This is a genomic window from Salinimicrobium profundisediminis, assembly GCF_026241755.1.
GTDB lineage: Bacteria > Bacteroidota > Bacteroidia > Flavobacteriales > Flavobacteriaceae > Salinimicrobium > Salinimicrobium profundisediminis.
In genome coordinates this window covers 103,410-125,714 of record NZ_JAPJDA010000006.1, presented here as the reverse complement: position 1 = coordinate 125,714, position 22,305 = coordinate 103,410, and the positions used below count along the sequence as shown (strand labels likewise).

The following is a 22,305-nucleotide window of genomic DNA, read 5'->3' as shown; positions in this document are numbered from 1 at the left end:
GATTAAAAAGATTTTTTTAGGATATTTACGCACACTTTTTTACACATAATTTAAATGAAAAAAACGGCATTATTAGTGCTCGCCACCCTTCTATTGGCGGCCTGTTCTTCTGAAGAAAAAAACCTTAAGATTACAGGAAAAGTTCAGGGACTTAAGAAAGGAACCCTCTATTTGCAAAAAGTTGAAGACACCAGTCTTGTAAACATTGACTCTGTAGTTGTAAAGGGAAATGAGACTTTCTCTTTTGAAGCCTCTATTGAAAGTCCGCAAATCCTGTACCTCTACCTCAATAAAAAAGATAACAATATTTATGATGACCGGGTGATGTTTTTTGCTGAACCGGGAGAAATGATCATCAATACCACGCTTAAGCAGTTTGAAAAGGATGCTATAGTGGAAGGATCTGAGAATCAAAAGAAACTTATGGAGTACCAATCTATGATGAACAGGTTCAACACGCGCAACCTTGAACTTATCCAGCAAAGTATAACAGCCCAACAGGAAGAGAACGCCCAGTCACTCGACTCGGCCAACGCTGAATATGATAAGCTGCTAAGAAGGAGATATCTTTTTACCGTGAACTTTGCCCTAAACAATAAAGACCTTGAAATAGCACCTTATCTTGCTATTTCTGAAGTCTATGATGCCAACATAAAATACCTGGACACTATTTATAAATCTCTTACTCCTGAAGTAAAAGGATCTCTCTACGGAAAAAGCCTGGAGGAATTTCTGGAAGAACGTAAAGCACAGGAAAAAGCTACCAGTGAAGACACGGCCTCGCAGGCATAGTACTTTTTAATCAATATATAAGGCTGTCTTAAAACACTATTTTTCGTTAAGCTGAATTTCATTCACAATAACGTTGCGTAGTTTTTAAGACAGCCTTTTTTGTTCCTGCCACTTTCGGAATATTTTATCTTCAGCACCTCCTGAAGGCTCCTGTTTATCCTGAAAATGTTACCCGCCATCTATTTCCAAAATAACCAGTGAGAATGGCATTTTTGGAAGGTGAGATCTATCCGGTATAAACTACAACACAGTTCTTTTCTCCACCCTGGCTCCACGCGTTCTCTTAAGTAAGCTCTTCGAGACCAGCTATTTGAGGACGAAGGACAAGGTTCAATTGATGAGTTTGTTCCAACAAAAAGGTCCTGCGCAGCTGCGCAGGACCTTTTTTAATTAATTCCTTAAAGGAACTATTTTGTTTCCTTCACCGGTTCGTTTAACTTCTGGCTCATTTCCATTGAAATGGAAGATCTGTCAAAAGTGATTTTTCCGGCTCCGGTTTCTATAATTACTGCATTGAGTTTATCGCTAAAATCAACTATTTTACCGTGCATTCCGCTTTTGGTAACAATCCTGTCCCCTCTTTTAATTTCGGAGGAGAATTGTTTTTCTTTCTTGGCACGGTTCATTTGAGGGCGTATCATAAAAAAATACACCACGATAAACATTAAAATAATTGGGGCAAACTGGGCTAATTGATCCATAGGGTGGTATTGTTGCTCTTATTTTTGCTTAAGACTGGGCCTTAGGCTCTACAAAAGCTTTAATTTTAATTTGCTCTTTCCCGGTTTCGGTATTAGCTGTAATATTTACTGTTTTGGTAACCTGGTTTTGTCCGCTACCGTTAAACTTCACTACCATTTCTCCTGTTTCTCCCGGAGCAATAGGTTCTTTTGTCCAGGTAGGCACTGTACATCCACAAGAGCTGGAAGCATTAGTGATAACAAGTGGGGCTTTCCCGGTGTTGGTAAATGTAAAGGTATGCTCAACATTAGTACCCTGTGCAATAGTTCCAAAATCGTGTTCTGTATTTTCGAAACTAAGTTTAGGATAGACTACATCCTGTGAATCACGTAGTGCTGCTTCTTCTACGTTCTCTGCCTGTACCTTTTCGGCTGCATTGTCTTTACAGGAAGTAAAATTAAACGCAGCAATCAATGCCAGTAATAAAATTCCTTTTTTCATGATTTACAATTTATGGTTAAAGTGGATAAAATTAAGAAAATTTGAAAGACTACATAAGGCCTCTCCCCATTTTATTAAGCTTGTTATTATCACTGTACTCTTTAGAGAGTTTGTCAAGTACCCCGTTAATAAAAATACTGCTTTTAGGGGTACTGTATTCTTTAGCTACTTCTAAATATTCGTTAATAGTAACCTTAACAGGAATAGATGGAAATTTCAGAAATTCACAGATCGCCATTTTGATGAGAATGGTATCTAAATCTGCAATCCTTTCCTTGTCCCAGTTGGGGGTTTTTCCCTCCATTTCCTGAGCCAGGCTGCTATCATTAAGCAAAGTTTTTCTAAAAAGCTCTACGGCATAGTCCTTATCATCTGAACTTTTAAAAAGTCTCGTTAAGGCCTGGTCTTTACCTTCTGATGCCTTCTGTAACATCTTTACAATGGCTGTGTTCACCAGTGGTAAATCATCTACCCACGTGATCTTCTTATCTTCGAGGTAATCGTAAAGTTTTTCGTTGGGAGCAATGATCTCTCTAAAGATGGCAATTACAAATTCTTTGTCTTCCCTGAAACTTGAAGTACGGGTAGTCATGTACTCTCTGTAGCGATCACTGTTTCTAATCTCGGCCCACAGAATTTCTACGTACTCATCATCATTCTTCCAGTTATTGAGTTTGCGGGTTTCCAGCTCTATGTTCAGCGACCTGTTTTGCTTAAGCTGCGCGATCAACTCATTGTTGACAAACTTGCGGTTGGGATCTACATCTTCTTCAGAAGGCAAATGTTTTTGCTGGGATTTTTCAAGGTAATCCTCAGCATGATCTTTAATTTCAACGATTAAATCTAGTAGTAAAAGATATAGATCATACATCTCATCCATACTCTTGAGCAGGAATTTCTCCTCTGCCTTCAGGTTATCATTTTCACTCTGGGAATAGGCGTACAGAGACTGCATTACTTTAACCCTGATATGTCTTCTGGTCAACATAGCTGTAAAAGAACTTTAAAAAATTAGGGCGAAAGGTTTTTCCCTTTCGCCCGGCAAAAATACTATTAAATTAAAAAATCCCGTGGCTTATTTGCGATTTTTTCTGTCGGTGATTCTTTGTTGTGCCACCTTAAGGGCAGCTTCATGGGTAGATATTCCTTCAGCTTCAGCCGCATTAAGGATCTCAAGCGTGGTATTGTAGATGTTCTGCGTCTTCTCCATGATCTCTTTTCTTCCGTAGCCTTCCAGTTCAGCATAAACATTGATGATCCCACCGGCATTGATAAGAAAATCGGGCGCATATACAATCCCTTTTTCCCTAAGAATATGCCCGTGCTTTACATCACTAGCCAATTGGTTATTAGCAGCTCCTGCAATAATTGAGGCTTTGAACCTGTCAATAGTCTGGTCATTTATTGTAGCTCCCAGGGCACAGGGGGCGTAGATATCAACGTCTGCACCATACACATCATCACCACCATAGATGGTTGCATTATAGCGATCCCGAACTTCAGTTAATTTTTGCTGATTAATATCACTTATAACCACATTTGCACCTTCTTTAGCCAGATAATCAACCAAGGCTTCACCTACATGGCCTATCCCCTGTACAAGAACAGATCTTCCCTGTAAATCATCGCTTCCATATCTAAATTTTGCCGCGGCTTTCATCCCCATGTAAACGCCATAAGCTGTTACAGGAGAAGGATTACCTGCACCACCTTTAGCTTCAGAAATACCTGTAACATAAGGGGTCACCTCGCGTACGGTATCCATGTCGGCAGTTTCCATACCCACATCTTCGGCAGTGATGTATTTTCCGCCTAAAGAATTTACAAATTCTCCAAACTTCCGCATCAACTCGGGAGTTTTCTCTGTTTTAGCATCTCCAATAATTACAGCTTTACCGCCACCAAGGTTTAACCCGGTAACCGCACTTTTAAAGGTCATGCCTCGTGAAAGACGAAGTACATCATTAAGAGCTTCCCATTCACTGCTGTAATTCCACATACGGGTACCACCAAGAGCAGGGCCCAAAACTGTATTGTGAATTCCAATTATTGCCTTTAAACCTGTATCTTTGTCGTTGCAAAAAACCACTTGTTCATGGTCATCAAAGGAAAGCTGCCCAAAGACCGGAGCGGCTTTTTTAAGTTCATTTGCCTTTAGAACATCCACTTTCATTAGTTTAGTAATTTAGAATGAATTTCATTATTCGAAATATTTCGCAGCAAAAATAAATAATATTTCATTTTAGCAACCTTGTTCTTCAACAAAAATGTAAAAATGAAAATTCAGCCGGTGCAACCCTATGAAAGAACTGAAACATTTAAATAAATACTTTTACAAATACAAATGGCACCTCATCGTTGGGATCTTTATTACCATCCTGGCGCGCGTCTTTGCTATTCTCACCCCCCGCTTTATTGGGGAATCTACTACTGCCATTGAAGAATATGTGAATGGCGATATTACTTCGGAAGCTGTATTGCGTACCGAGCTCATGAACAACATTCTTCTTATTCTGGGGGCAACCTTAATGGCAGCGCTGTTCACTTTTCTTATGAGGCAGGCCATTATTGTGGTTTCCAGGCATATTGAATACGACCTGAAGAATGAGGTGTACAGAAAGTACCAGGACCTTTCCCTTAATTTTTACAAAAAGAATCGCACAGGAGACCTAATGAACAGGATAAGTGAAGACGTCTCCAAGGTGAGAATGTATGCCGGCCCTGCATTTATGTACAGCGTGCAAACCGGGATCCTTTTTATTGTGGTGATCCCGTACATGTTCCTACAGGCCCCAGAGCTTACCCTTTACGTGATCACTCCCCTGCCCATACTTTCTTTTGCCATCTATAAGCTAAGTGTTGCCATTAACAAACGCAGCACCATTGTACAGCAGTATTTATCAAAGCTCAACACCTTTACGCAGGAAAGTTTCAGCGGAATTTCAGTAATAAAATCCTACGGACTCGAACCTCAAACCAACAGCTCATTTGTCACCCTCTCAAATGAGAATAAAGAAAAGAATATTGACCTGGTAAAAGTGCAGGCCTTCTTCTTTCCCCTCATGGTTCTTCTTATAGGCGCCAGTAATATCCTGGTGATCTATATAGGTGGGAAAAAATTCATCAATGGTGAAATTGAAGAGCTGGGAGTGATCGTAGAATTTCTGCTTTACGTGAATATGCTTACCTGGCCCGTTGCCACCGTAGGGTGGGTCACCTCTATTGTGCAACAGGCCGCAGCTTCTCAAAAAAGGATCAACGAGTTCTTGAACGAGGAACCACAAATACAAAACCCGTCTCATGAACCCGAAGACGTGCAGGGTGCCATTGCCTTTAAAAATGTCACTTTCACCTATGAAGACACCAACATCACAGCCCTCAAAAATGTCACTTTTGAGGTGGAAAGTGGAGAAACCCTGGCCATTATAGGAAAAACAGGATCGGGTAAATCTACCATCCTGGAGCTTATTGGTCGGCTTTATGACGTAGAGAAAGGGGAGATCACCATAGACGGAAAAAACATACAGAACATGAACCTCAGGGAGCTGCGAAAAAGCATTGGTTATGTGCCGCAGGATGCCTTTTTGTTCAGTGATTCGATAAGGAGCAACATCAAATTTGGTAAGGCCGATGCTACTGAAGAAGAGATCATAGCAGCTGCTAAAAATGCCGCGGTTCACAAGAATATTGAAGGCTTCAGCAAAGGCTACGACACCGTATTGGGAGAACGCGGAATCACCCTTTCTGGAGGACAAAAGCAGCGCGTTTCTATCGCCCGGGCTATTGTTCACGATCCAAAAATCCTTCTTTTTGACGATTCCCTTTCCGCAGTAGACACAGAGACAGAAGAAGAAATTCTCAATAACCTTTTTAAAATCAGTAAAAACAAGACCACTATAATCGTAAGCCATAGAATCTCCTCGGTCAAAAATGCCGATAAGATCATCATCCTCGAAGACGGCGAGATCACCCAACGCGGTTCTCACCAGCAACTCATTGAGGCTGAAGGTTATTATCGTGAGCTCTATTTAAAACAACTGAGTGAAAAAGAAATGTAAAAATTTGTTGCGGAATGTTAATTTTTTTTAGATTTTTGAACCTATGATTTACAAACCGTAAAAGATATTTTGATTATGAGCGACAATGGAACGATTGAAAAAGAAGAGATTTTTTCCAAGGTCTTGAGAGCCGGAAGACGCACCTATTTCTTTGATGTTAGGGCGACTAAGGCAAACGATTACTACCTGACGATTACCGAGAGCAAAAAATTCACCAATGAAGACGGATCTTTCCACTACAAAAAGCACAAGATCTACCTTTACAAAGAAGATTTCGCCGGTTTTAATGAGATCCTGCAGGAGATGACCGACTTTATTCTTGATGAAAAAGGGGAAGAAGTGATTAGCGAACGCCATCAAAAGAACTTTAAGAAAGAATACGAAGAAGATGAGCAAAAGAAGGTTGAAACAGCCGGTGCTCCATCTGCCGCTGCTTTTACTGATATAAGTTTCGACGATATTTAGTTAAAAATACACGCATTTTAAAACCGTCCAGGCAAACCCTGGGCGGTTTTTTTATATTGTAGTGTCAAAAATGTCATTTATGAGAACCTTTATTGTTGCCCTTTTATTTTTATTGAATTTACAGCTCTCTGCACAGGAAGAACTGGATCTCTCATACTACCTGCCACAAGATGTCACTTATAACCCCGCTATTCCCACACCACAGGACGTGCTAGATTTCGTTCCCGGCGAGTGGCATGCCAGCCATGACCAGGTTTTGATCTACATGCATTTTCTGGCACAAACTTCACCCCGAATTAGTATTGAAAACAGGGGTTTTACCTATGAAAAAAGGCCTTTGGTGCTGCTTACAATTACTTCGGAAGAAAATCATGACAAGCTCGAGGAAATTCGTAAACAACATGTGGCGTTGACAGAACCTGGTTCAGAAAATATCAATACTTCTGAAATGCCCGTGATCGTGAATCAGGGGTTTTCCATCCACGGAAATGAAGCCAGTGGTGCAAACGCCGCAATTTTGGCCGCATATTACCTGGCCGCTGCCGAAGGACCCGAAATTGAAGAATTACTGAAGAATACCGTCATCCTTTTCGATCCGGTATTTAACCCAGATGGGCTGCAAAGATTTGCGTCGTGGGTAAATACCAATAAAAGTGCAAACATCAACCCCGATCCGCAAGACAGGGAATACGATGAAACCTGGCCCGGCGGCCGCACCAACCACTACTGGTTTGACATGAACCGCGACTGGCTGCCGGTGCAACTCCCCGAAAGCAGGGCGAGAATAGAAACCTTCCACAACTGGTACCCCAACGTTCTTACAGATCATCACGAAATGGGATCAAATTCTTCTTTCTTTTTCCAGCCGGGAATTCCTTCCAGAACCCATCCGCTTACGCCAAACCTCAACCAGGAACTCACAAAAGAAATTGGCACCTACCACGCTGCAGCCCTTGACAATATTGGTTCCCTTTATTATACCGAAGAGAATTACGACGATTTCTACTATGGTAAAGGCTCTACTTTCCCGGATATCCAGGGAAGCGTCGGGATCCTTTTTGAACAGGGAAGTTCGCGCGGACATGCGCAGGAAACCGATAACGGGATCCTTACTTTTCCCTTTACCATCCGCAACCAGTTCACTGCTGCGCTTTCCACATTAAAAGCTGCCAAAGAGATGCGGGTAAAGCTACTTGATTACCAACGCGACTTTTACCAGAACGCACGCAGGGAAGCCGAAAAAGGAGCGTATGTCTTCGGAAACAGCAAAGATGCCTCTTCAGCCTATCATTTAGCCGAAATCCTGAAGCGCCACAAAGTAGAAGTGCATAAACTGCAGGAAGAATTCAGCAAAGACGGGAACATTTTCAACCCCCAGAGCAGTTATGTGGTGCCAAAAAAGCAGAAACAGCAAAGGCTTTTAAAAGCCATGTTTGAACGAAGAACTACATTTGAAGACAGCCTTTTCTATGATATATCGGCCTGGTCTTTCCCGCTGGCATTCAATCTCGACTTCACAGATGAAGCCAAAATCAATGTTGCAGGCTCAAAAATAGACAGCCTTACAAGACCTTCAGTAGACCTTCCTGAGAAAAGTGACTACGCTTACCTCATGGAATGGCACGCTTATGAAGCTCCAAAAGCCCTCAATCAAATATTGAATAAAGGATTACGCGCAAAAGTGGCCATGCAGCCTTTTCAGCTGGGCACCAAAAATTATGATTACGGCACTATCATGGTTCCGGCTCAAAACCAGGAAATGGATGCCAATGAGATCTACGATTTCCTGGTAAAAGTAGCTAAAGATGCTCATGTTGACATTTCTGCGGCCAATACCGGCCTCACTGGAGGAATAAACCTTGGGAGCAACCAGTTTAGAGCCCTTGAGCCACAAAAGGTTGCTTTATTAGTTGGCGAAGGAATTACCCCATACGATGCAGGGGAGGTCTGGCACCTTTTTGACCAGCGGTATGACATGAAGATCACCAAACTCGATCTTAAAAATTTCTCACGCACCAACCTCAGCCGCTATACCGATATCATACTTTCCAACTCCTGGGGCAGTGCCCTAGATCAGGAAGATGCTGAAAAGCTGAAAGAATGGGTCCGTAATGGCGGGACTTTGATAGGTTACAAAAATGCAGCTACCTGGTTCGATAAAAATGAATTCCTTGATCTGGAATTCAAAGAGAATGAAGTGCAGGCCAAAAATGTCACTTTTGAGCAGCGACAGGATTTTAGAGGCGCGCAAGGTATTGGCGGCGCTATTTTTGAAGCAAAACAGGATCGCTCCCACCCAATCAACTTTGGTTATAAAGATGATAAAATCGCACTTTTTAGAGATACCACCCTGTTTGTAGAAGCCGATTCCACTTCTTACAAAAATCCGATCATCTACACCCAAAAGCCCCTGTTAAGCGGATATATTAGTGAGGAAAACCTGGAACTTCTACCGGGAACTGTTCCCTTTAAGCATAAGTCACTGGGAAGAGGAAATGTTATTTTGTTTACAGACAACACTAACTTCCGGGCCTTTTGGTATGGAACCAATAAACTGTTGATGAATGCGGTGTTCTTTGGGGATGAAATGTAAATTAGTATTGAGTAGTTAGTACTGAGTATTGAGATAATAAATAAACACAGGGTTGCAAAAATGCCATTTTTGCAACCCTGTGTTTTTGGGCTAAAGCCCTTAGCGGCCTCAATTTTTACCTCCGGCTAAAGCCGGAGGCTATTTATGGATAGACTATCTTAATCAAAATTTGGAATTGCCACTGAGTTTATAAAATTCCAATGAGCAAGGGCTTTAGCCCAAGATTGCCAGAGACTAACTACTCAATTCTCTGTACTCAATACTACTAACAACAATCACTACTACAACTCAAACTCTTCGATTTTGCATTTTCAAAGGCTTCCTTTCCTTCTTTCCAGGCATACCAGGCAATACCAAGACTTCCCAGGGCATCGACATAGGGAATCTGCCACAGCTCGTAAAGAAGGCTAGAGGCAAGCAGAATGAAAGAAAGGTAAAAACAGGTTTTTGTGCATTTAGCGTCTGAAATGATTGGCTGACTCTCCAGCTCCTCTCCTACTTTTATTTTTTCACGGTACAAAAAATACATAGTAAGTATAGAAAGCACGGCAACAATGATCCCTGCAAGAGTAGTTTCGGGTTCAGACTTGTTGATGATGGCCAGTACAGCGCCCACTACGAGTCCGGCGGCAAGAATGTACAAGGCAGTGCCGGTAATTTTTAATGCTGTCACTTCAAAACCGTCACGTTCTGTCACAGGATTCCTTTTCATTCTGTAGATCATGTGGGCGATTCCCACTCCCGAAAGTACCTCTACAAAGCTGTCCAGACCAAATCCGAACAGTGCGAGGGTTTCATCACTGGCTCCAAAAAAGGTAGACACCCCACCTTCGACTAAATTATAGCCGATGGTGATCATGCTTAAAGTATAAGCGTAATGCAGTCTTTTTTCGAATTTATCGTTTTCCATAACAGCAAAATTAAAAGTACGATTTTAGAAGGGCGAAGATAATCCTGAAAATATTCAATTTTAGATTTGAACACACTATCCACCCCGGCCTGTGGCCACCCTTCGGTTGAGGGGATGTTACGAAGGAATTTTGGTGGAAATAAGGATCAAAGTTTAAAGTTCAAAAATTCAAAGTCTACACTTAAACAAAAACCCGTACCCCGACTCCATAACCTCGCAACCCGCAACCCGCAACCTGCAACAATTAGAGATTAATTTTTATCCCACCGTTGATCACGAACCCGTCTACAGGAGCATAGATGTCCCGAAACTGTGGGTCGGAAATTGATCCGGTGTAGATGTCATCAAACTGGGTTTGCCGTGTATCGGTGAAATTCTCAAAATTGAGGAACAGAGAGAAGTTCTCCCATTTCTTTTCGGTCATTAACCCAAAAATCCAGTAGTCCTGACCTGTCATTCCGCCTTCCAGCTTTTGTCTTCCGAAGTAATATCCTTCCAGACCTATTACCAGTTTCTCATGGATTTCATAAACAAGAACATTGTTCAGCCGGTGTTGTGCAACGAGTGGCGCCTCATAGGTCTCTCCAAAATAATGCTCATTCACATCGGCAAGGGTGTAACCTGTGAAGAGCTTAAAATTCCCATATTTGAATCTAAAATTCGCTTCCATTCCCTGGGTGTCGAGGTAACCATCAGGCTGTGTATAAACATAATGCTGATTAATTCCGTTAGAAAATGCAGCCGATAACATAATTGGATCATTAACACGGGTATAGAAGAACAATGTGTTAAGGCTGAAATCTATTACTTCGAAAAGTTTTGTGCGATAGTTGATATCAAAATTTGCCCCAATGGAACGTTCGGCTTCAGTTTCAGAAACATTTATAGGCCTTACATTTCGAAACTGGATCCTTTCAGCATCTTCAGTAAAGATGGTGGGGGTTTTATAACCGAGTCCGCCGCCCAGCCTCATGGTCCAGGCATCCGAAAATTCGAGGAGGGCCGAAAGTCGTGGCAGCACAAACCAGCCATACTCGTTCTGGTAATCTGTCCGCAATCCGCTTTCGAGGCTGAATATATTCGAGATGCGCCAGTTATTCTGAAGAAATGCGCCGTAGGTGATGTGGTTGTAATCTACTACTTCGGAAGTCTCTAAAGGATCCTGAGTGAATTTATCTGAAACTAAATTTAATCCTGCTACCCATTCAAGATGGGTGCTTCCGAAGTTATAAGCCACTTCACTGAAAGAGGCCAGCTGGTCTCCCGAAAAAGTAAAATCGGGTATTTCTATCTTCCGCTCAAAAAAGCTGAAGCTGTTTTTTATCATCAGGGAATTTCCGTTGTCATATAGTTGTGTATAGCCGGCGCGGGTGGTGATCCTTTCGGTGTTGTTCCTTTCAAAATAAGGATCTGCAACATCGTCACCTTCCAAAAATGCCATATTCCCACCTGTTCTTTCCTCGATAACCGTGTTCACTCCCAACTCTAAAGTGGCATTTTTGGAAGGATAGTAAAACAGCTTGGGGTTTATGGTCACACGATTCACTTCAGGAATTGCAGTAAGGCCAATATCGGCAGGATCGTAAGGGTCGCTGTAGTTGTAAGAAGCAAATACGGTAGTTCCAAATTTTCCGAAGGTATCGGAGTAAAATCCGCTAACATCTAGGCCGAGGGCAGAAGTTCCGTTAAGCAGGAAGTTGATCTCCCGCTCCTCTCCCGGCGTTTTGGACACCAGGTTTACAAGCCCCGAAATCGCTCCCCCTCCATATAAAGTGGAAGAAGCACCTTTCACCACTTCCACCTGTTGCAGGTCTAGCGGCACGATTTGGAGCAGACTTAATCCGCCGGAAAAGCCGGAATATAAAGGATAGCCATCTTTTAGCAACTGCGTGTACTTTCCGTCGAGCCCCTGGATGCGAATACTGGAATTATAGGAAGTAGCCGATGTTTGCTGCGTTTGTATCCCGGTGGTTTCATTCAGCAGCATTCTAATATCCCCCGGTTTCATATTTCCTTTTTCACCGAGTTCCTCGCCCGAGATCACCTCAACACGGGTTGGAAGATCGGCAATGGTGCGGCGGGAGCGGGTGGCAGAGATAATCACCTCTTCCATGTGTTCGCCTTCAGGAGCAAGCTCAATGCGAATAAATTTTTCTTCAGCAAGAGGAAATTCCAAACTGAGTTCCTGAGTGGCAAAACCAACGTAACTGATTTTTATTATCTGGATACCATTAGGGATATTCTCTAAAGTGATGACCCCTTCTTCATTTGCCGTGGCACCAATAGTAGTACCAGCTATCGAAGCATTGGCGCCATAGAGCGGCTGATCGGTTTCGGCATCAATAACTTTTATTTTGAGCACGTTCTGTGCGTTTGCTGTAAGGCCAATAAAAACGAGGCCCAACAGCAGAAAAATCTTTTGAATCATTGTGAAATTTTAATATTGAAAAATAGCTTTGGGAAGAATTCCCTGAGAAGTTGTTCAGCTATTCTTTGGGGGCTGCCAGATGCGGAAAGTAATTTCTGAAATCAATGCTTCTTCTGCCTCAACATACGCTCTCCCTAACACAGGTTCCAAAAAAGGTATTTTTGAGGGCTCTTCCTGAAGTATTACTACTGCATTACAGGCACCGCAACTCAAAAAGGGAGAACAAAGTTCATTGCTGTGCGAATCACGCTCCTCTTGTTCATGAGCAATATCGTCCCGGCAATCATCTGCACAACACGGTATGCCGTTTAAGACGAGTACTACGAGAGAAAAGAAGACAGCTAAGGTTTTCACGCTGCAAAGTTAAAAAACCAGAATGAAATCAGCCTACTCTTAGCCCGTTTTCAACTTTGGCTCCGGGCTGTAGCAGGACAATGTCATTTTTGGCACCTACAGACCCCAGCACCAGGCATTCACTCATGAAGTTGGCGATCTGTTTCTTCGGAAAATTGACTACGGCAATGATCTGTCTATCCTGCAACTCTTCTTTAGAATAGCGTTTGGTGATTTGGGCTGAAGATTTCCTGATCCCAATTTCAGGTCCAAAATCGATCTTGAGTTGGTACGCCGGATTTCGGGCTTCAGGAAAATCTGAAACTTCAATAATAGTTCCAACCCGCATTTCTACTTTTTCAAAATCCTTCCAGGAGAGGTGGTTCATTGTTTGTGGTTTGTGGTTCATTTCTGCTTTCATCCGCATCGCGGATTTTAAATACGCGCCATCGGGGGCAAGATTCAAAATTCCGGTTCAGAAACTTCTAACGTCGTACTTCTAAATTTTAACTTCAATTACCCAAATATTTTCCTGATCACCCATGCGGGGCCTATGAGCAAAAACTGAAGGTCTTTCAAAAAAGAAGGTTTTTTGCCCTCCACTTTATGTCCATAGAACTGCCCTATCCAGGCCACTACAAAAATAATTAACGAGACCAGCCATAAGGACGCCACAAGAGATATGTAGTAGTTGCCTGCAATGCACAATGCCGCGAAGGCAAGGACTTTAAACCCCATACTTAGTGACAACCTAAAGTAGAATATCAGGACCAGGATCAAAATCACCACTGCCCAGTTTTCTAAGAATGGAATATACATAGGGAATATTCCAGTAAGAGGTCCCGGTGGAATACTCATCACCAGGCCCACTATTGAAAAGAAAATTGCGGGCACACAAACATAATGGATAAGCTGATTTGTCTTATTCTGGTGGCTTACGGCATATTCGTCAAACCATTGATCTAAAGTGCGCATATAAACTTATTGAAGTAGAACCAAGATAGGAATTTTAAGAATATGTAGCCAAAAATTTGTATTTTCAGCAGATAAATGCACCTGAACAAATGGCCGAAACTGCTTCAAATATTTTACCACTGGGCACACAACTCATAGATTTTGAACTGCCCGATGCTGTCACGGCAAACCTGTATTCTCTTGTTGATGTGGAGGGAGAAAGAGGCACTGTGATCATGTTTTTATGCAACCACTGCCCTTACGTGAAGCATGTGGTAGACGAAATAGTGAGGGTGGCGAATGATTACAGGGTTCTTGGCTTCGGGTTTGTAGCCATAAACAGCAACGACGTAGACCAATATCCTGAAGATCACCCCGACCTTATGTGGCAGTTCGCCCGAAAACACAATTTCACTTTCCCTTACCTCTACGACCGCACACAGGAGGTAGCGCGGAATTACAAAGCAGAATGCACTCCCGATTTTTACCTTTTTGACGGGGAACAAAAACTGGTCTATCACGGGCAACTGGACAGCTCCCGACCCGGCAACGGACATTCTTTAAACGGCAGGGAACTACGGGAAGCTCTGGATGCACTTTTAGGCAGCCGCCCCATACCCGGACCTCAGAAACCCAGTGTTGGCTGCTCCATCAAGTGGAAATACGCTCCAAAGGAATAAAGAATTTATTATTGAAATATTGAATATTGAATATTGAATATTCAATATTTGTTGAGAAAATTCTCAGGTCTCAAATCTAAGATCTGATATCTAAGAGCTAAAAGATTAACTCAGTTTTAACGGCGATAGAATAATAGAAGATCAATATTCCTTAATTTTACTCTTCTTTTATTCACATAAAATTCAGTTGAAAATGAGCACATTAAGACTTGGTGACAAAGCCCCTAACTTCGATGCCGAAACTTCGGAAGGCAAGATCAACTTTTATGATTTTCTTGGTGACAGCTGGGGAATTCTGTTTTCTCATCCTGCCGATTATACGCCTGTTTGTACTACCGAACTGGGAGCAGCCGCAAAATATAAAGACGAATTTGAAAAGCGGAATGTAAAGGTGATGGCCCTTAGTGTAGACGGTGTGGAGTCTCACAAAGATTGGATCAAAGATATCAATGAGACCCAAAACACCTCTGTGAACTTCCCGATTATTGCTGATGAAGACCGAAAGGTGGCCGATCTTTATGATATGATCCATCCCAACGCCGATAATACGCTTACCGTACGGTCAGTCTATGTCATCGCACCAGACAAGACCATAAAGTTGATGATCACTTACCCTGCCAGCACCGGAAGGAATTTTGAGGAACTACTACGGGTAATTGATTCGCTACAGCTAACGGCTTATAAAAAAGTTGCTACCCCGGCCAACTGGAAGTCGGGTGAAGATGTGGTTATTAGTCCGTCTGTAACCAACGAGGAAGCTGAAAAGTTATTCCCTAAAGGTTTTAAAGAAGTGAAACCTTACCTGAGGATGACACCGCAACCGGAATAATAAAATTGTATATTGAATAATCTGCTAACGTCTAACGTCTAAAATTAAAAAACCTCAGCTTCCATAGGGATACTGAGGTTTCTTTATTATATAATTGTAAATATTTACTTCACTTTTACAAGCTCTACATCAAAGATTAGGGTAGCGTTTGGAGGAATTACTCCGCCGGCACCACGTGAACCGTAAGCCAGGTTTGAAGGGATTACAAATCTCGCCTGGTCGCCTTCTTTCAGTAATTGGATTCCTTCGTCCCAACCTTCAATAACATGTCCTTTTCCTAATGGAAATTCGATAGGTTGTTTTCTTTTGTATGAGGAATCGAAAACTGTTCCGTCAGGTAACATTCCTTTATAATGAACTGAAACTGTTTTTCCTTTTTCAGCATGTTTACCGTTACCTGTGGCAATCATCTTGTAACGTAATCCGCTACCGGTTTTTTCGAATCCCTGAGCCAACTCTCCCATTAGTTCTTCCTGCTGCTTTTTAGCTGCCGCTTCTCTTTCGGCTTTTGCACCGTTGAACAAACGGAAAGATTCTACTGCATTAAAATTCTCAGCCGATTCCCCTTCCCTGACGATCTCTACCTTATCTATAATGTCACCTTGTTTAATAGCATCAACAACATCCTGCCCTTCAACTACATGACCAAAAACAGTATGTTTCCCGTCAAGCCACGGAGTTGGAACGTGAGTAATAAAAAACTGGCTGCCGTTAGTACCGGGACCTGCATTGGCCATGGAAAGTATTCCGGGGCGGTCATGTTTTAGATCGGGATGGATCTCATCTTCAAACTGATAACCCGGCCCACCAGATCCTGTACCTTTTGGGTCACCACCCTGCACCATAAAATCGGGGATTACACGGTGAAATTTAAGTCCGTCGTAATAAGGTGTTCCCTGTGGTTTAGCTTCATTTTCAAGTTTTCCCTCAGCCAGGGCTACAAAGTTCCCAACCGTTCCCGGTGTTTTCTCGTGCTCCAGCTTTATAGTTATTTCTCCTCTTGTGGTGTAGAGTTTTGCATATAATCCGTCGTTCATGTCTTGGTTTTAAGTTAAAGTGCAAAGATAAAGAAATGAATAAGGTTTAATGATTAATGAATAACAAAAGGAAGGAAAATTGGGAGAATGTTAAGGAATGGAATATAATGTCTCCCGGGGATTTTTGCAGATGATTAAAAAAATTGTGGATTCGCGGCTCATATAGAGGAACAAAAAAAGCCGGAACTTTCGCTCCGGCTGTTATTCATTATTCCTTAGACCTTTATCCTTTAATTGGCTACTTCGCTGATAAATTTAATCCTGTAGAGACGCAATTCTTCTTCATCGTAATCTCCATCAAATTCATCAAGTGCTTCTTCAATTTTATCGGTTTGAGCATCTAGGAAATATTCGTGTATTTCTTCCTGCTGGTCTTCGTCAAGGATCTCATCGATCCAGTAATTGATATTCAGTTTGGTACCGCTATAGACTATCGCCTCCATTTCTTTAATGAAATCGTTCATCTCCATGCCTTTTGCTGCTGCAATGTCATCAAGAGGAAGCTTACGGTCTACGTTTTGAATAATGTATAATTTTAATCCGCTGTTTTGCCCTGTGGTTTTTACCACCAGGTCATCGGGGCGGGTAATGTCGTTTTCTTCAACGTAACGGGCAATAAGGTCTACAAACTTTTTACTGTATGGTTTGGATTTTTTCCCTTCTCCTACTCCGTGAATATTCCCCAGCTCTTCAACCGATACCGGATATTTTAAAGCCATATCTTCCAAAGAAGGATCCTGGAAAATTAAATGTGTAGCAAGCCCCAGGTCTTTGGCAATCTTCTTCCTTAAATCTTTAAGTATTTTGAGCAGCTCTTCATCTGTTCCTCCGCCCGATTTTGCTGCGGAAACTATTCCGTCATTACCGGCCACTTCATAGATGTGGTCTTCGGTCATCATAAAGGAATCGGGGGTTTTCAGGAATTTCTCCCCTTTTTTAGTCAGTTTTACAACTCCGTAGGTTTCGATATCCTTCCGAAGAAATCCGCCAACAAGAACCTGGCGTAACAAAGCCATCCAGTATTTATCGTCTTTCCCGGCACCTTTTCCGAAGAGTTCGTGTTCATCGGTGCGATGTGACTTGATAACGGCATTAGATTTTCCCACCAGGGTATTTACAACCTCTTTAGATTTGTACAGCTGTTTTGTCTCCTTCACCGTACGCAAAAGAAGTTCTACTTCATTCTTTGCTTCATGCTGCTTTTTGGGATTGCGAACGTTGTCATCCATATCGGCTCCCTCGCCGGTCTTTTCATCAAAATCTTCTCCAAAGTAGTGAAGGATAAATTTTCTTCTGGAAACAGAGGTTTCAGCAAATGCGACAACTTCCTGTAAAAGGGCCTGTCCTATTTCCTGCTCGGCAACCGGTTTCCCGCTCATAAACTTCTCCAGCTTCTCTATATCTTTATAGGAGTAGAAAGCAAGACAGTGACCTTCTCCTCCATCTCTTCCGGCACGGCCAGTTTCCTGATAGTAACTTTCTATACTTTTTGGTATGTCATGGTGGATAACGAAACGAACATCGGGCTTATCAATCCCCATTCCGAAGGCAATGGTAGCCACCACAACATCTACTTCTTCCATTAAAAACATATCCTGGTGCCTTGACCGGGTCTTGGCATCGAGACCTGCATGGTATGGAACAGCCGATATGCCGTTCACCTGCAGGGTTTGTGCCAGCTCTTCTACCCGTTTACGGCTAAGACAATAAATGATCCCCGATTTTCCCTGGTTCTGTTTTATAAACCTGATGATATCGGCATCTACATTCTTTGTTTTAGGGCGTATCTCGTAATAAAGATTAGGACGGTTAAAAGAAGCCTTAAAAGTATTGGCATCTGTAATGGCCAGGTTCTTTAGAATATCTTCCTGCACCTTAGGCGTAGCTGTAGCCGTTAGACCTATAATAGGAATATCGTCTCCAATTCGCTTTACAATATGTCTTAAATTTCTATACTCGGGTCTAAAATCATGCCCCCACTCACTAATACAATGCGCTTCATCAATAGCCAAAAATGAGATTTGCACGCTGCGTAGAAATTCGACATTTTCTTCTTTGGTGAGAGATTCGGGTGCGACATAAAGTAACTTGGTAACACCGTTAGTAATATCCTCTTTCACCTGCTTAACTTCGGTTTTGTTAAGGCTCGAATTTAGAACGTGGGCAATTCCATTTTCCGAAGAAATTCCGCGAATGGCATCTACCTGGTTCTTCATCAAAGCAATAAGGGGAGAAACAACAATTGCAGTCCCTTCCTTAATAAGTGCCGGCAACTGGTAACATAAAGATTTACCACCTCCGGTAGGCATCACCACAAAGGTGTTATGGTCATGGACTATACTTTTTATAACCTCCTCCTGGAGGCCCTTAAACTGGCTAAAACCAAAGTATTTCTTAAGTTGTTCGTGTAAATTGATTTCCTGCGAAGTCATTCAATTGTGTTACAATTTTACATACATTTGCATCAAATAAAGATACGTTTTTCTTTACTCCATACAATTTCTAACTCTACAAATTTGACACCTCAAGAAAAAATACTCTCTGTTGCCAGAGAAACCATTTTAACTGAAGCCAAAGCTATAGCAAATTTAGAGCAATTATTAGACCAAAATTTTGCTAAAGCTGTACAGGCAGTATATAAATCAAAAGGAAGGGTAGTAATTACCGGAATAGGAAAAAGTGCCGCTATTGCCACAAAGATCGTTGCTACCTTAAATTCTACCGGCACACCGGCAGTTTTTATGCATGCTGCCGATGCCATTCACGGCGATTTAGGGTCTATACTTCAGGATGATGTGGTTATTTGCATCTCAAAAAGTGGAAACACGCCCGAAATAAAAGTACTCGTCCCGCTCATAAAAAACTTCGGAAATACCCTGATAGCAATAACAGGGAGTATCGACTCATTTTTGGGAAAACAGGCAGATTACATTCTCAATTCTTTTGTTGAAAAGGAAGCCTGCCCCAACAATCTTGCACCTACAACCAGCACCACTGCTCAACTTGTAATTGGCGATGCCCTTGCCGTTTGCCTGCTGAACCTCAGAGGGTTCTCCAGTCAGGATTTCGCCAAATACCACCCGGGAGGTTCTTTAGGAAAACGCCTTTACCTAAGGGTGAGCGATATTGCCGACCAGAACCAAAAGCCGGCAGTTACTCCCAACACGCCCGTGCCGCAGGTGATCATAGAAATTTCTGAAAAAATGCTTGGTGTCACTGCTGTTCTTCAGGATGACAAAATTACCGGAATAGTAACTGACGGTGACATAAGACGTATGCTCCAAAAGAGTACAGACATCTCAAAACTAACCGCAGGGGACATTATGAGCGCCAATCCAAAGACCATTGAGAGTGATTCTATGGCTGTAGATGCGCTAGACGTGCTCGAGGACAACAAAATATCCCAGCTCCTGGCTGTAAAAGACGGAAAATATTACGGGGTTGTGCACTTGCACAACTTAATAAGGGAAGGAATTATTTAAAATGGCAAAAGTAAAAAAACCTGCCGATGAAATGTCATTTTTGGATCACCTGGAGGACCTGCGCTGGCACCTCATCAGGGCGTCTTTGGCAGTAGTGATCGCCGGCACGACAGCTTTCCTTGCCAAAGGATTCATTTTTGACACCTTGCTCTTTGGCCCTACCAGTGCCGACTTCTTTACTTATGACATTCTTTGCCGCCTCTCTACATTTGTAGGACTCGAAGGTGGATTTTGTTTTGAAGACATGCCCTTCACTATACAATCGAGAACCATGGGCGGACAGTTCTCTGCCCACGTCTGGACCTCGATCACTGCGGGATTTATTATCGCTTTTCCATACATTATATATGAGTTCTGGAAATTTATCTCCCCGGCCATGTATGCCAATGAAAGAAATACAGCAAGAGGCTTTATTTTCATCTCTTCGGTATTGTTCTTTATGGGAGTACTTTTTGGCTATTACCTTGTTACGCCGCTTTCCATCAATTTCCTCGGAAAATACCAGGTAAGTGAGGTAGTACTCAATGAGTTTGATATTGGAAGTTATATAAGCCTGGTGCGCTCTTCGGTGGTAGCCTGTGGAATCATTTTTGAACTCCCCATAATCATCTACTTCCTCACAAAAATAGGATTGGTTACCCCCCAATTTCTTCGGAAGTACCGCAAGTTTGCACTGGTAATTGTATTGATCCTTTCAGCAATAATTACCCCGCCCGATATTTTGAGTCAGATCATTGTTGCAATTCCGGTGTTGGTACTGTATGAAGTAAGTATTTTTATTTCCCGGATTGTAACCCGAAATGAAGCACGAAAATTAAAAAAACAACAGCCATGAAAAATCAGGTAGAAGAATTCAATGAATATCGCCAAAAAATGAATGACAAAATTCTTGGCGACAACAATAAAATAATTAAGCGTATTTTTAATCTTGACACCAACGCCTATGCCCCGGGTGCTTTAGATGTAAAGACTAAAGAACTCCTGGGTTTGGTGGCATCGGCCGTTTTACGTTGTGATGATTGTATCAAATACCACCTTGAAACCAGCTATAAAGAAGGTTTGTCAAAAGAAGAAGTAATGGAAGCCCTTAGCATTGCCACCCTTGTGGGAGGAACCATCGTGATCCCACACTTGAGAAGAGCGTATGAGTTTTGGGAGGAGTTAGAAGCCCCGAAGGGGGAGTGATTTCTGCCCCCCAACCTCCAAAGGGGGAGTGAATTCCGGACAATTTTTATCTTTATGAAAAATTGCACGGTATTTGAAAGTCTCAATACTCAATACTCAATACTCAATACTCAATTCTAACATCTAATGAAGTTATACGCCGAAAGTCTTGTAAAATCCTATAAGGGTCGTGAAGTTGTGAAAGGAATTTCCCTGGAAGTGAACCAAGGGGAGATTGTTGGGCTTTTGGGCCCAAATGGAGCGGGTAAAACCACCTCTTTCTATATGATCGTAGGATTGATAAAGCCAAATGGCGGAAGGATCTTTCTGGACCGGGAGAACATCACCAAATTTCCCATGTATAAACGGGCCCAATACGGGATTGGTTACCTGGCACAAGAAGCCTCGGTATTTCGCAAACTGAGTATTGAAGATAATATCATGAGTGTTCTTGAGCTTACCAAGCTTTCTAAAAAGGAGCGGCAAATGAAAATGGAGTCTTTGATCGAGGAGTTTGGATTAGGACATATCCGCAAGAGCCGCGGAGATCTATTGAGTGGAGGGGAAAGACGGCGTACCGAAATAGCCCGCGCCCTGGCTACAGATCCCAATTTTATTCTCCTGGATGAACCATTTGCCGGAGTAGATCCGGTAGCTGTAGAAGACATTCAGCGTATTGTAGCCCAATTGAAAAATAAAAACATAGGCATTCTTATTACCGACCATAACGTGCAGGAAACCCTGGCGATTACAGATCGTACTTATCTTATGTTTGAAGGACGTATCCTTAAAGCAGGAATACCCGAAGAACTTGCCGAAGATGAAATGGTGCGCAAGGTATATCTGGGACAGAACTTCGAACTCCGGAAAAAGAAAATTTTTCAATAATCGTCGGTTACTAGGAGTTGAGGATGATTATAATAGGTACGGATTGCAAATCCGCGCCAGCTGCATTTACGATTATTACCGATTCTCCATTTAATTCTTCCTATCTCTAAATTATAAGCAGGTGTCAAAAAGGGCATTCTTGAGAGGAAATATTATGAGAGTTTTAATCAGCATTCCCCGGAACGGATTGCAAATCAGCGCCAGCTTTCAATTCATAATCTTAGATTCAAGAATCAGAGGTTCGAAATCCGCGCTAATTTTTCCCTCTATGCACTTTCTTTAATGAAGTGTCTAAAATGGCATTTTGGAAAGGAAATATTTTGAGGGTTTCAATCAGGATTTCCCGGCACGGATTACAAATCCGCGCAAGCTTTCAATTCATAATTTTAGATTCAAGAATCAGAAGTTCGAAATCCGCGCTAATTTTTCCCTATATGCACTTTCTTTAATGAAGTGTCTAAAATGGCATTTTGGAAAGGAAATATTTTGAGGGTTTCAATCAGGATTTCC

The 22,305-nt window shown here is 42.2% G+C and carries 21 protein-coding genes; 11 read left to right on the top strand and 10 right to left on the bottom strand.

The genetic code is table 11. The features are described 5' to 3' along the window. The first annotated feature begins 54 nt into the window (after positions 1-54). Entirely contained in the window at positions 55-792 is a 738-nt protein-coding gene (locus OQ279_RS05155; RefSeq protein ID WP_266068769.1) for a DUF4369 domain-containing protein, read from the top strand. A gap of 407 nt (positions 793-1,199) precedes the next feature. Here OQ279_RS05155 and yajC read toward each other — a convergent pair whose 3' ends face one another. The 4 genes from yajC to OQ279_RS05135 all read right to left on the bottom strand — a co-directional run bounded on the left by yajC (position 1,200) and on the right by OQ279_RS05135 (position 4,147). Then, the gene (gene yajC, locus OQ279_RS05150) at positions 1,200-1,493 is read right to left on the bottom strand and encodes a preprotein translocase subunit YajC (protein ID WP_266068768.1); all 294 of its coding nucleotides are present in this window, start codon (positions 1,491-1,493) and stop codon (positions 1,200-1,202) included. A 28-nt stretch (positions 1,494-1,521) separates the two neighbouring features. Continuing rightward, positions 1,522-1,974 (bottom strand): DUF1573 domain-containing protein, encoded by a 453-nt coding sequence (locus tag OQ279_RS05145; protein WP_266068767.1) that lies wholly within the window; start codon positions 1,972-1,974, stop codon positions 1,522-1,524. Between the two features lie 49 nt (positions 1,975-2,023). Beyond that, positions 2,024-2,962 (bottom strand): transcription antitermination protein NusB, encoded by a 939-nt coding sequence (locus tag OQ279_RS05140; RefSeq protein WP_266068766.1) that lies wholly within the window; start codon positions 2,960-2,962, stop codon positions 2,024-2,026. An 87-nt stretch (positions 2,963-3,049) separates the two neighbouring features. After that, positions 3,050-4,147, bottom strand: a complete 1,098-nt coding sequence (locus OQ279_RS05135; RefSeq protein WP_266068765.1) for a Glu/Leu/Phe/Val family dehydrogenase — start codon at positions 4,145-4,147, stop codon at positions 3,050-3,052. Positions 4,148-4,274: 127 nt separating this feature from the next. Between OQ279_RS05135 and OQ279_RS05130 the strand changes: the two genes are divergently transcribed. From OQ279_RS05130 to OQ279_RS05120, 3 genes are all read left to right on the top strand, one after another. Beyond that, positions 4,275-6,032, top strand: coding sequence for an ABC transporter ATP-binding protein (locus OQ279_RS05130; RefSeq protein WP_266068764.1), 1,758 nt, complete (start codon positions 4,275-4,277; stop codon positions 6,030-6,032). A gap of 75 nt (positions 6,033-6,107) precedes the next feature. Beyond that, complete coding sequence (locus OQ279_RS05125) at positions 6,108-6,497, top strand: PUR family DNA/RNA-binding protein (protein WP_266068763.1); 390 nt, start codon at positions 6,108-6,110, stop codon at positions 6,495-6,497. A 79-nt stretch (positions 6,498-6,576) separates the two neighbouring features. Next, entirely contained in the window at positions 6,577-9,090 is a 2,514-nt protein-coding gene (locus OQ279_RS05120) for a M14 family zinc carboxypeptidase (RefSeq protein ID WP_266068762.1), read from the top strand. A gap of 265 nt (positions 9,091-9,355) precedes the next feature. Here the strand turns inward: OQ279_RS05120 and OQ279_RS05115 are convergent, their stop codons facing one another. Continuing rightward, positions 9,356-10,000, bottom strand: coding sequence for a cation efflux transmembrane domain-containing protein (locus OQ279_RS05115; protein WP_266068761.1), 645 nt, complete (start codon positions 9,998-10,000; stop codon positions 9,356-9,358). A gap of 66 nt (positions 10,001-10,066) precedes the next feature. Between OQ279_RS05115 and OQ279_RS05110 the strand changes: the two genes are divergently transcribed. Next, entirely contained in the window at positions 10,067-10,255 is a 189-nt protein-coding gene (locus OQ279_RS05110) for a hypothetical protein (RefSeq protein ID WP_266068760.1), read from the top strand. On the opposite strand, the gene OQ279_RS05105 is transcribed toward OQ279_RS05110, so the two are convergent. The 3 genes from OQ279_RS05105 to OQ279_RS05095 all read right to left on the bottom strand — a co-directional run bounded on the left by OQ279_RS05105 (position 10,245) and on the right by OQ279_RS05095 (position 13,736). Further along, on the bottom strand, positions 10,245-12,428 hold the full coding sequence (locus OQ279_RS05105) for a TonB-dependent receptor (protein ID WP_266068759.1): 2,184 nt from the start codon (positions 12,426-12,428) through the stop codon (positions 10,245-10,247). The two genes, OQ279_RS05110 and OQ279_RS05105, sit on opposite strands and share 11 nt — an antisense overlap. 382 nt (positions 12,429-12,810) lie before the next feature. Continuing rightward, positions 12,811-13,182, bottom strand: a complete 372-nt coding sequence (locus OQ279_RS05100) for a tRNA-binding protein (RefSeq protein WP_266068758.1) — start codon at positions 13,180-13,182, stop codon at positions 12,811-12,813. Between the two features lie 95 nt (positions 13,183-13,277). Beyond that, positions 13,278-13,736 carry an Mpo1 family 2-hydroxy fatty acid dioxygenase gene (locus OQ279_RS05095; protein ID WP_266068757.1) on the bottom strand — a complete coding sequence of 153 codons (459 nt, stop codon included), beginning with the start codon at positions 13,734-13,736 and terminating at the stop codon, positions 13,278-13,280. A gap of 89 nt (positions 13,737-13,825) precedes the next feature. Between OQ279_RS05095 and OQ279_RS05090 the strand changes: the two genes are divergently transcribed. Together OQ279_RS05090 and OQ279_RS05085 are read left to right on the top strand one after the other, a co-directional pair. Next, positions 13,826-14,395, top strand: coding sequence for a thioredoxin family protein (locus OQ279_RS05090; protein WP_266068803.1), 570 nt, complete (start codon positions 13,826-13,828; stop codon positions 14,393-14,395). A 193-nt stretch (positions 14,396-14,588) separates the two neighbouring features. Beyond that, positions 14,589-15,224: a peroxiredoxin gene (locus tag OQ279_RS05085; protein ID WP_266068755.1), complete on the top strand. Its 636-nt coding sequence runs from the start codon at positions 14,589-14,591 to the stop codon at positions 15,222-15,224. 104 nt (positions 15,225-15,328) lie between these two features. On the opposite strand, the gene OQ279_RS05080 is transcribed toward OQ279_RS05085, so the two are convergent. Next, positions 15,329-16,261 (bottom strand): peptidylprolyl isomerase, encoded by a 933-nt coding sequence (locus OQ279_RS05080; RefSeq protein ID WP_266068754.1) that lies wholly within the window; start codon positions 16,259-16,261, stop codon positions 15,329-15,331. A 230-nt stretch (positions 16,262-16,491) separates the two neighbouring features. Then, positions 16,492-18,693, bottom strand: a complete 2,202-nt coding sequence (locus OQ279_RS05075; protein WP_266068753.1) for a RecQ family ATP-dependent DNA helicase — start codon at positions 18,691-18,693, stop codon at positions 16,492-16,494. A gap of 84 nt (positions 18,694-18,777) precedes the next feature. On the opposite strand from OQ279_RS05075, the gene OQ279_RS05070 reads away from it, so the two are divergent. The 4 genes from OQ279_RS05070 (at position 18,778) to lptB (ending at position 21,795) form a co-directional block, all read left to right on the top strand. Next, positions 18,778-19,743 carry a KpsF/GutQ family sugar-phosphate isomerase gene (locus OQ279_RS05070; protein WP_266068752.1) on the top strand — a complete coding sequence of 322 codons (966 nt, stop codon included), beginning with the start codon at positions 18,778-18,780 and terminating at the stop codon, positions 19,741-19,743. Position 19,744: 1 nt separating this feature from the next. After that, complete coding sequence (gene tatC, locus OQ279_RS05065; protein ID WP_266068751.1) at positions 19,745-20,578, top strand: twin-arginine translocase subunit TatC; 834 nt, start codon at positions 19,745-19,747, stop codon at positions 20,576-20,578. Further along, the gene (locus OQ279_RS05060; protein WP_266068750.1) at positions 20,575-20,928 is read left to right on the top strand and encodes a carboxymuconolactone decarboxylase family protein; all 354 of its coding nucleotides are present in this window, start codon (positions 20,575-20,577) and stop codon (positions 20,926-20,928) included. The genes tatC and OQ279_RS05060 overlap by 4 nt, the downstream gene beginning before the upstream one ends. Before the next feature lie 126 nt (positions 20,929-21,054). After that, positions 21,055-21,795, top strand: coding sequence for an LPS export ABC transporter ATP-binding protein (gene lptB / locus OQ279_RS05055; protein ID WP_266068749.1), 741 nt, complete (start codon positions 21,055-21,057; stop codon positions 21,793-21,795). Positions 21,796-22,305: the final 510 nt, after the last annotated feature.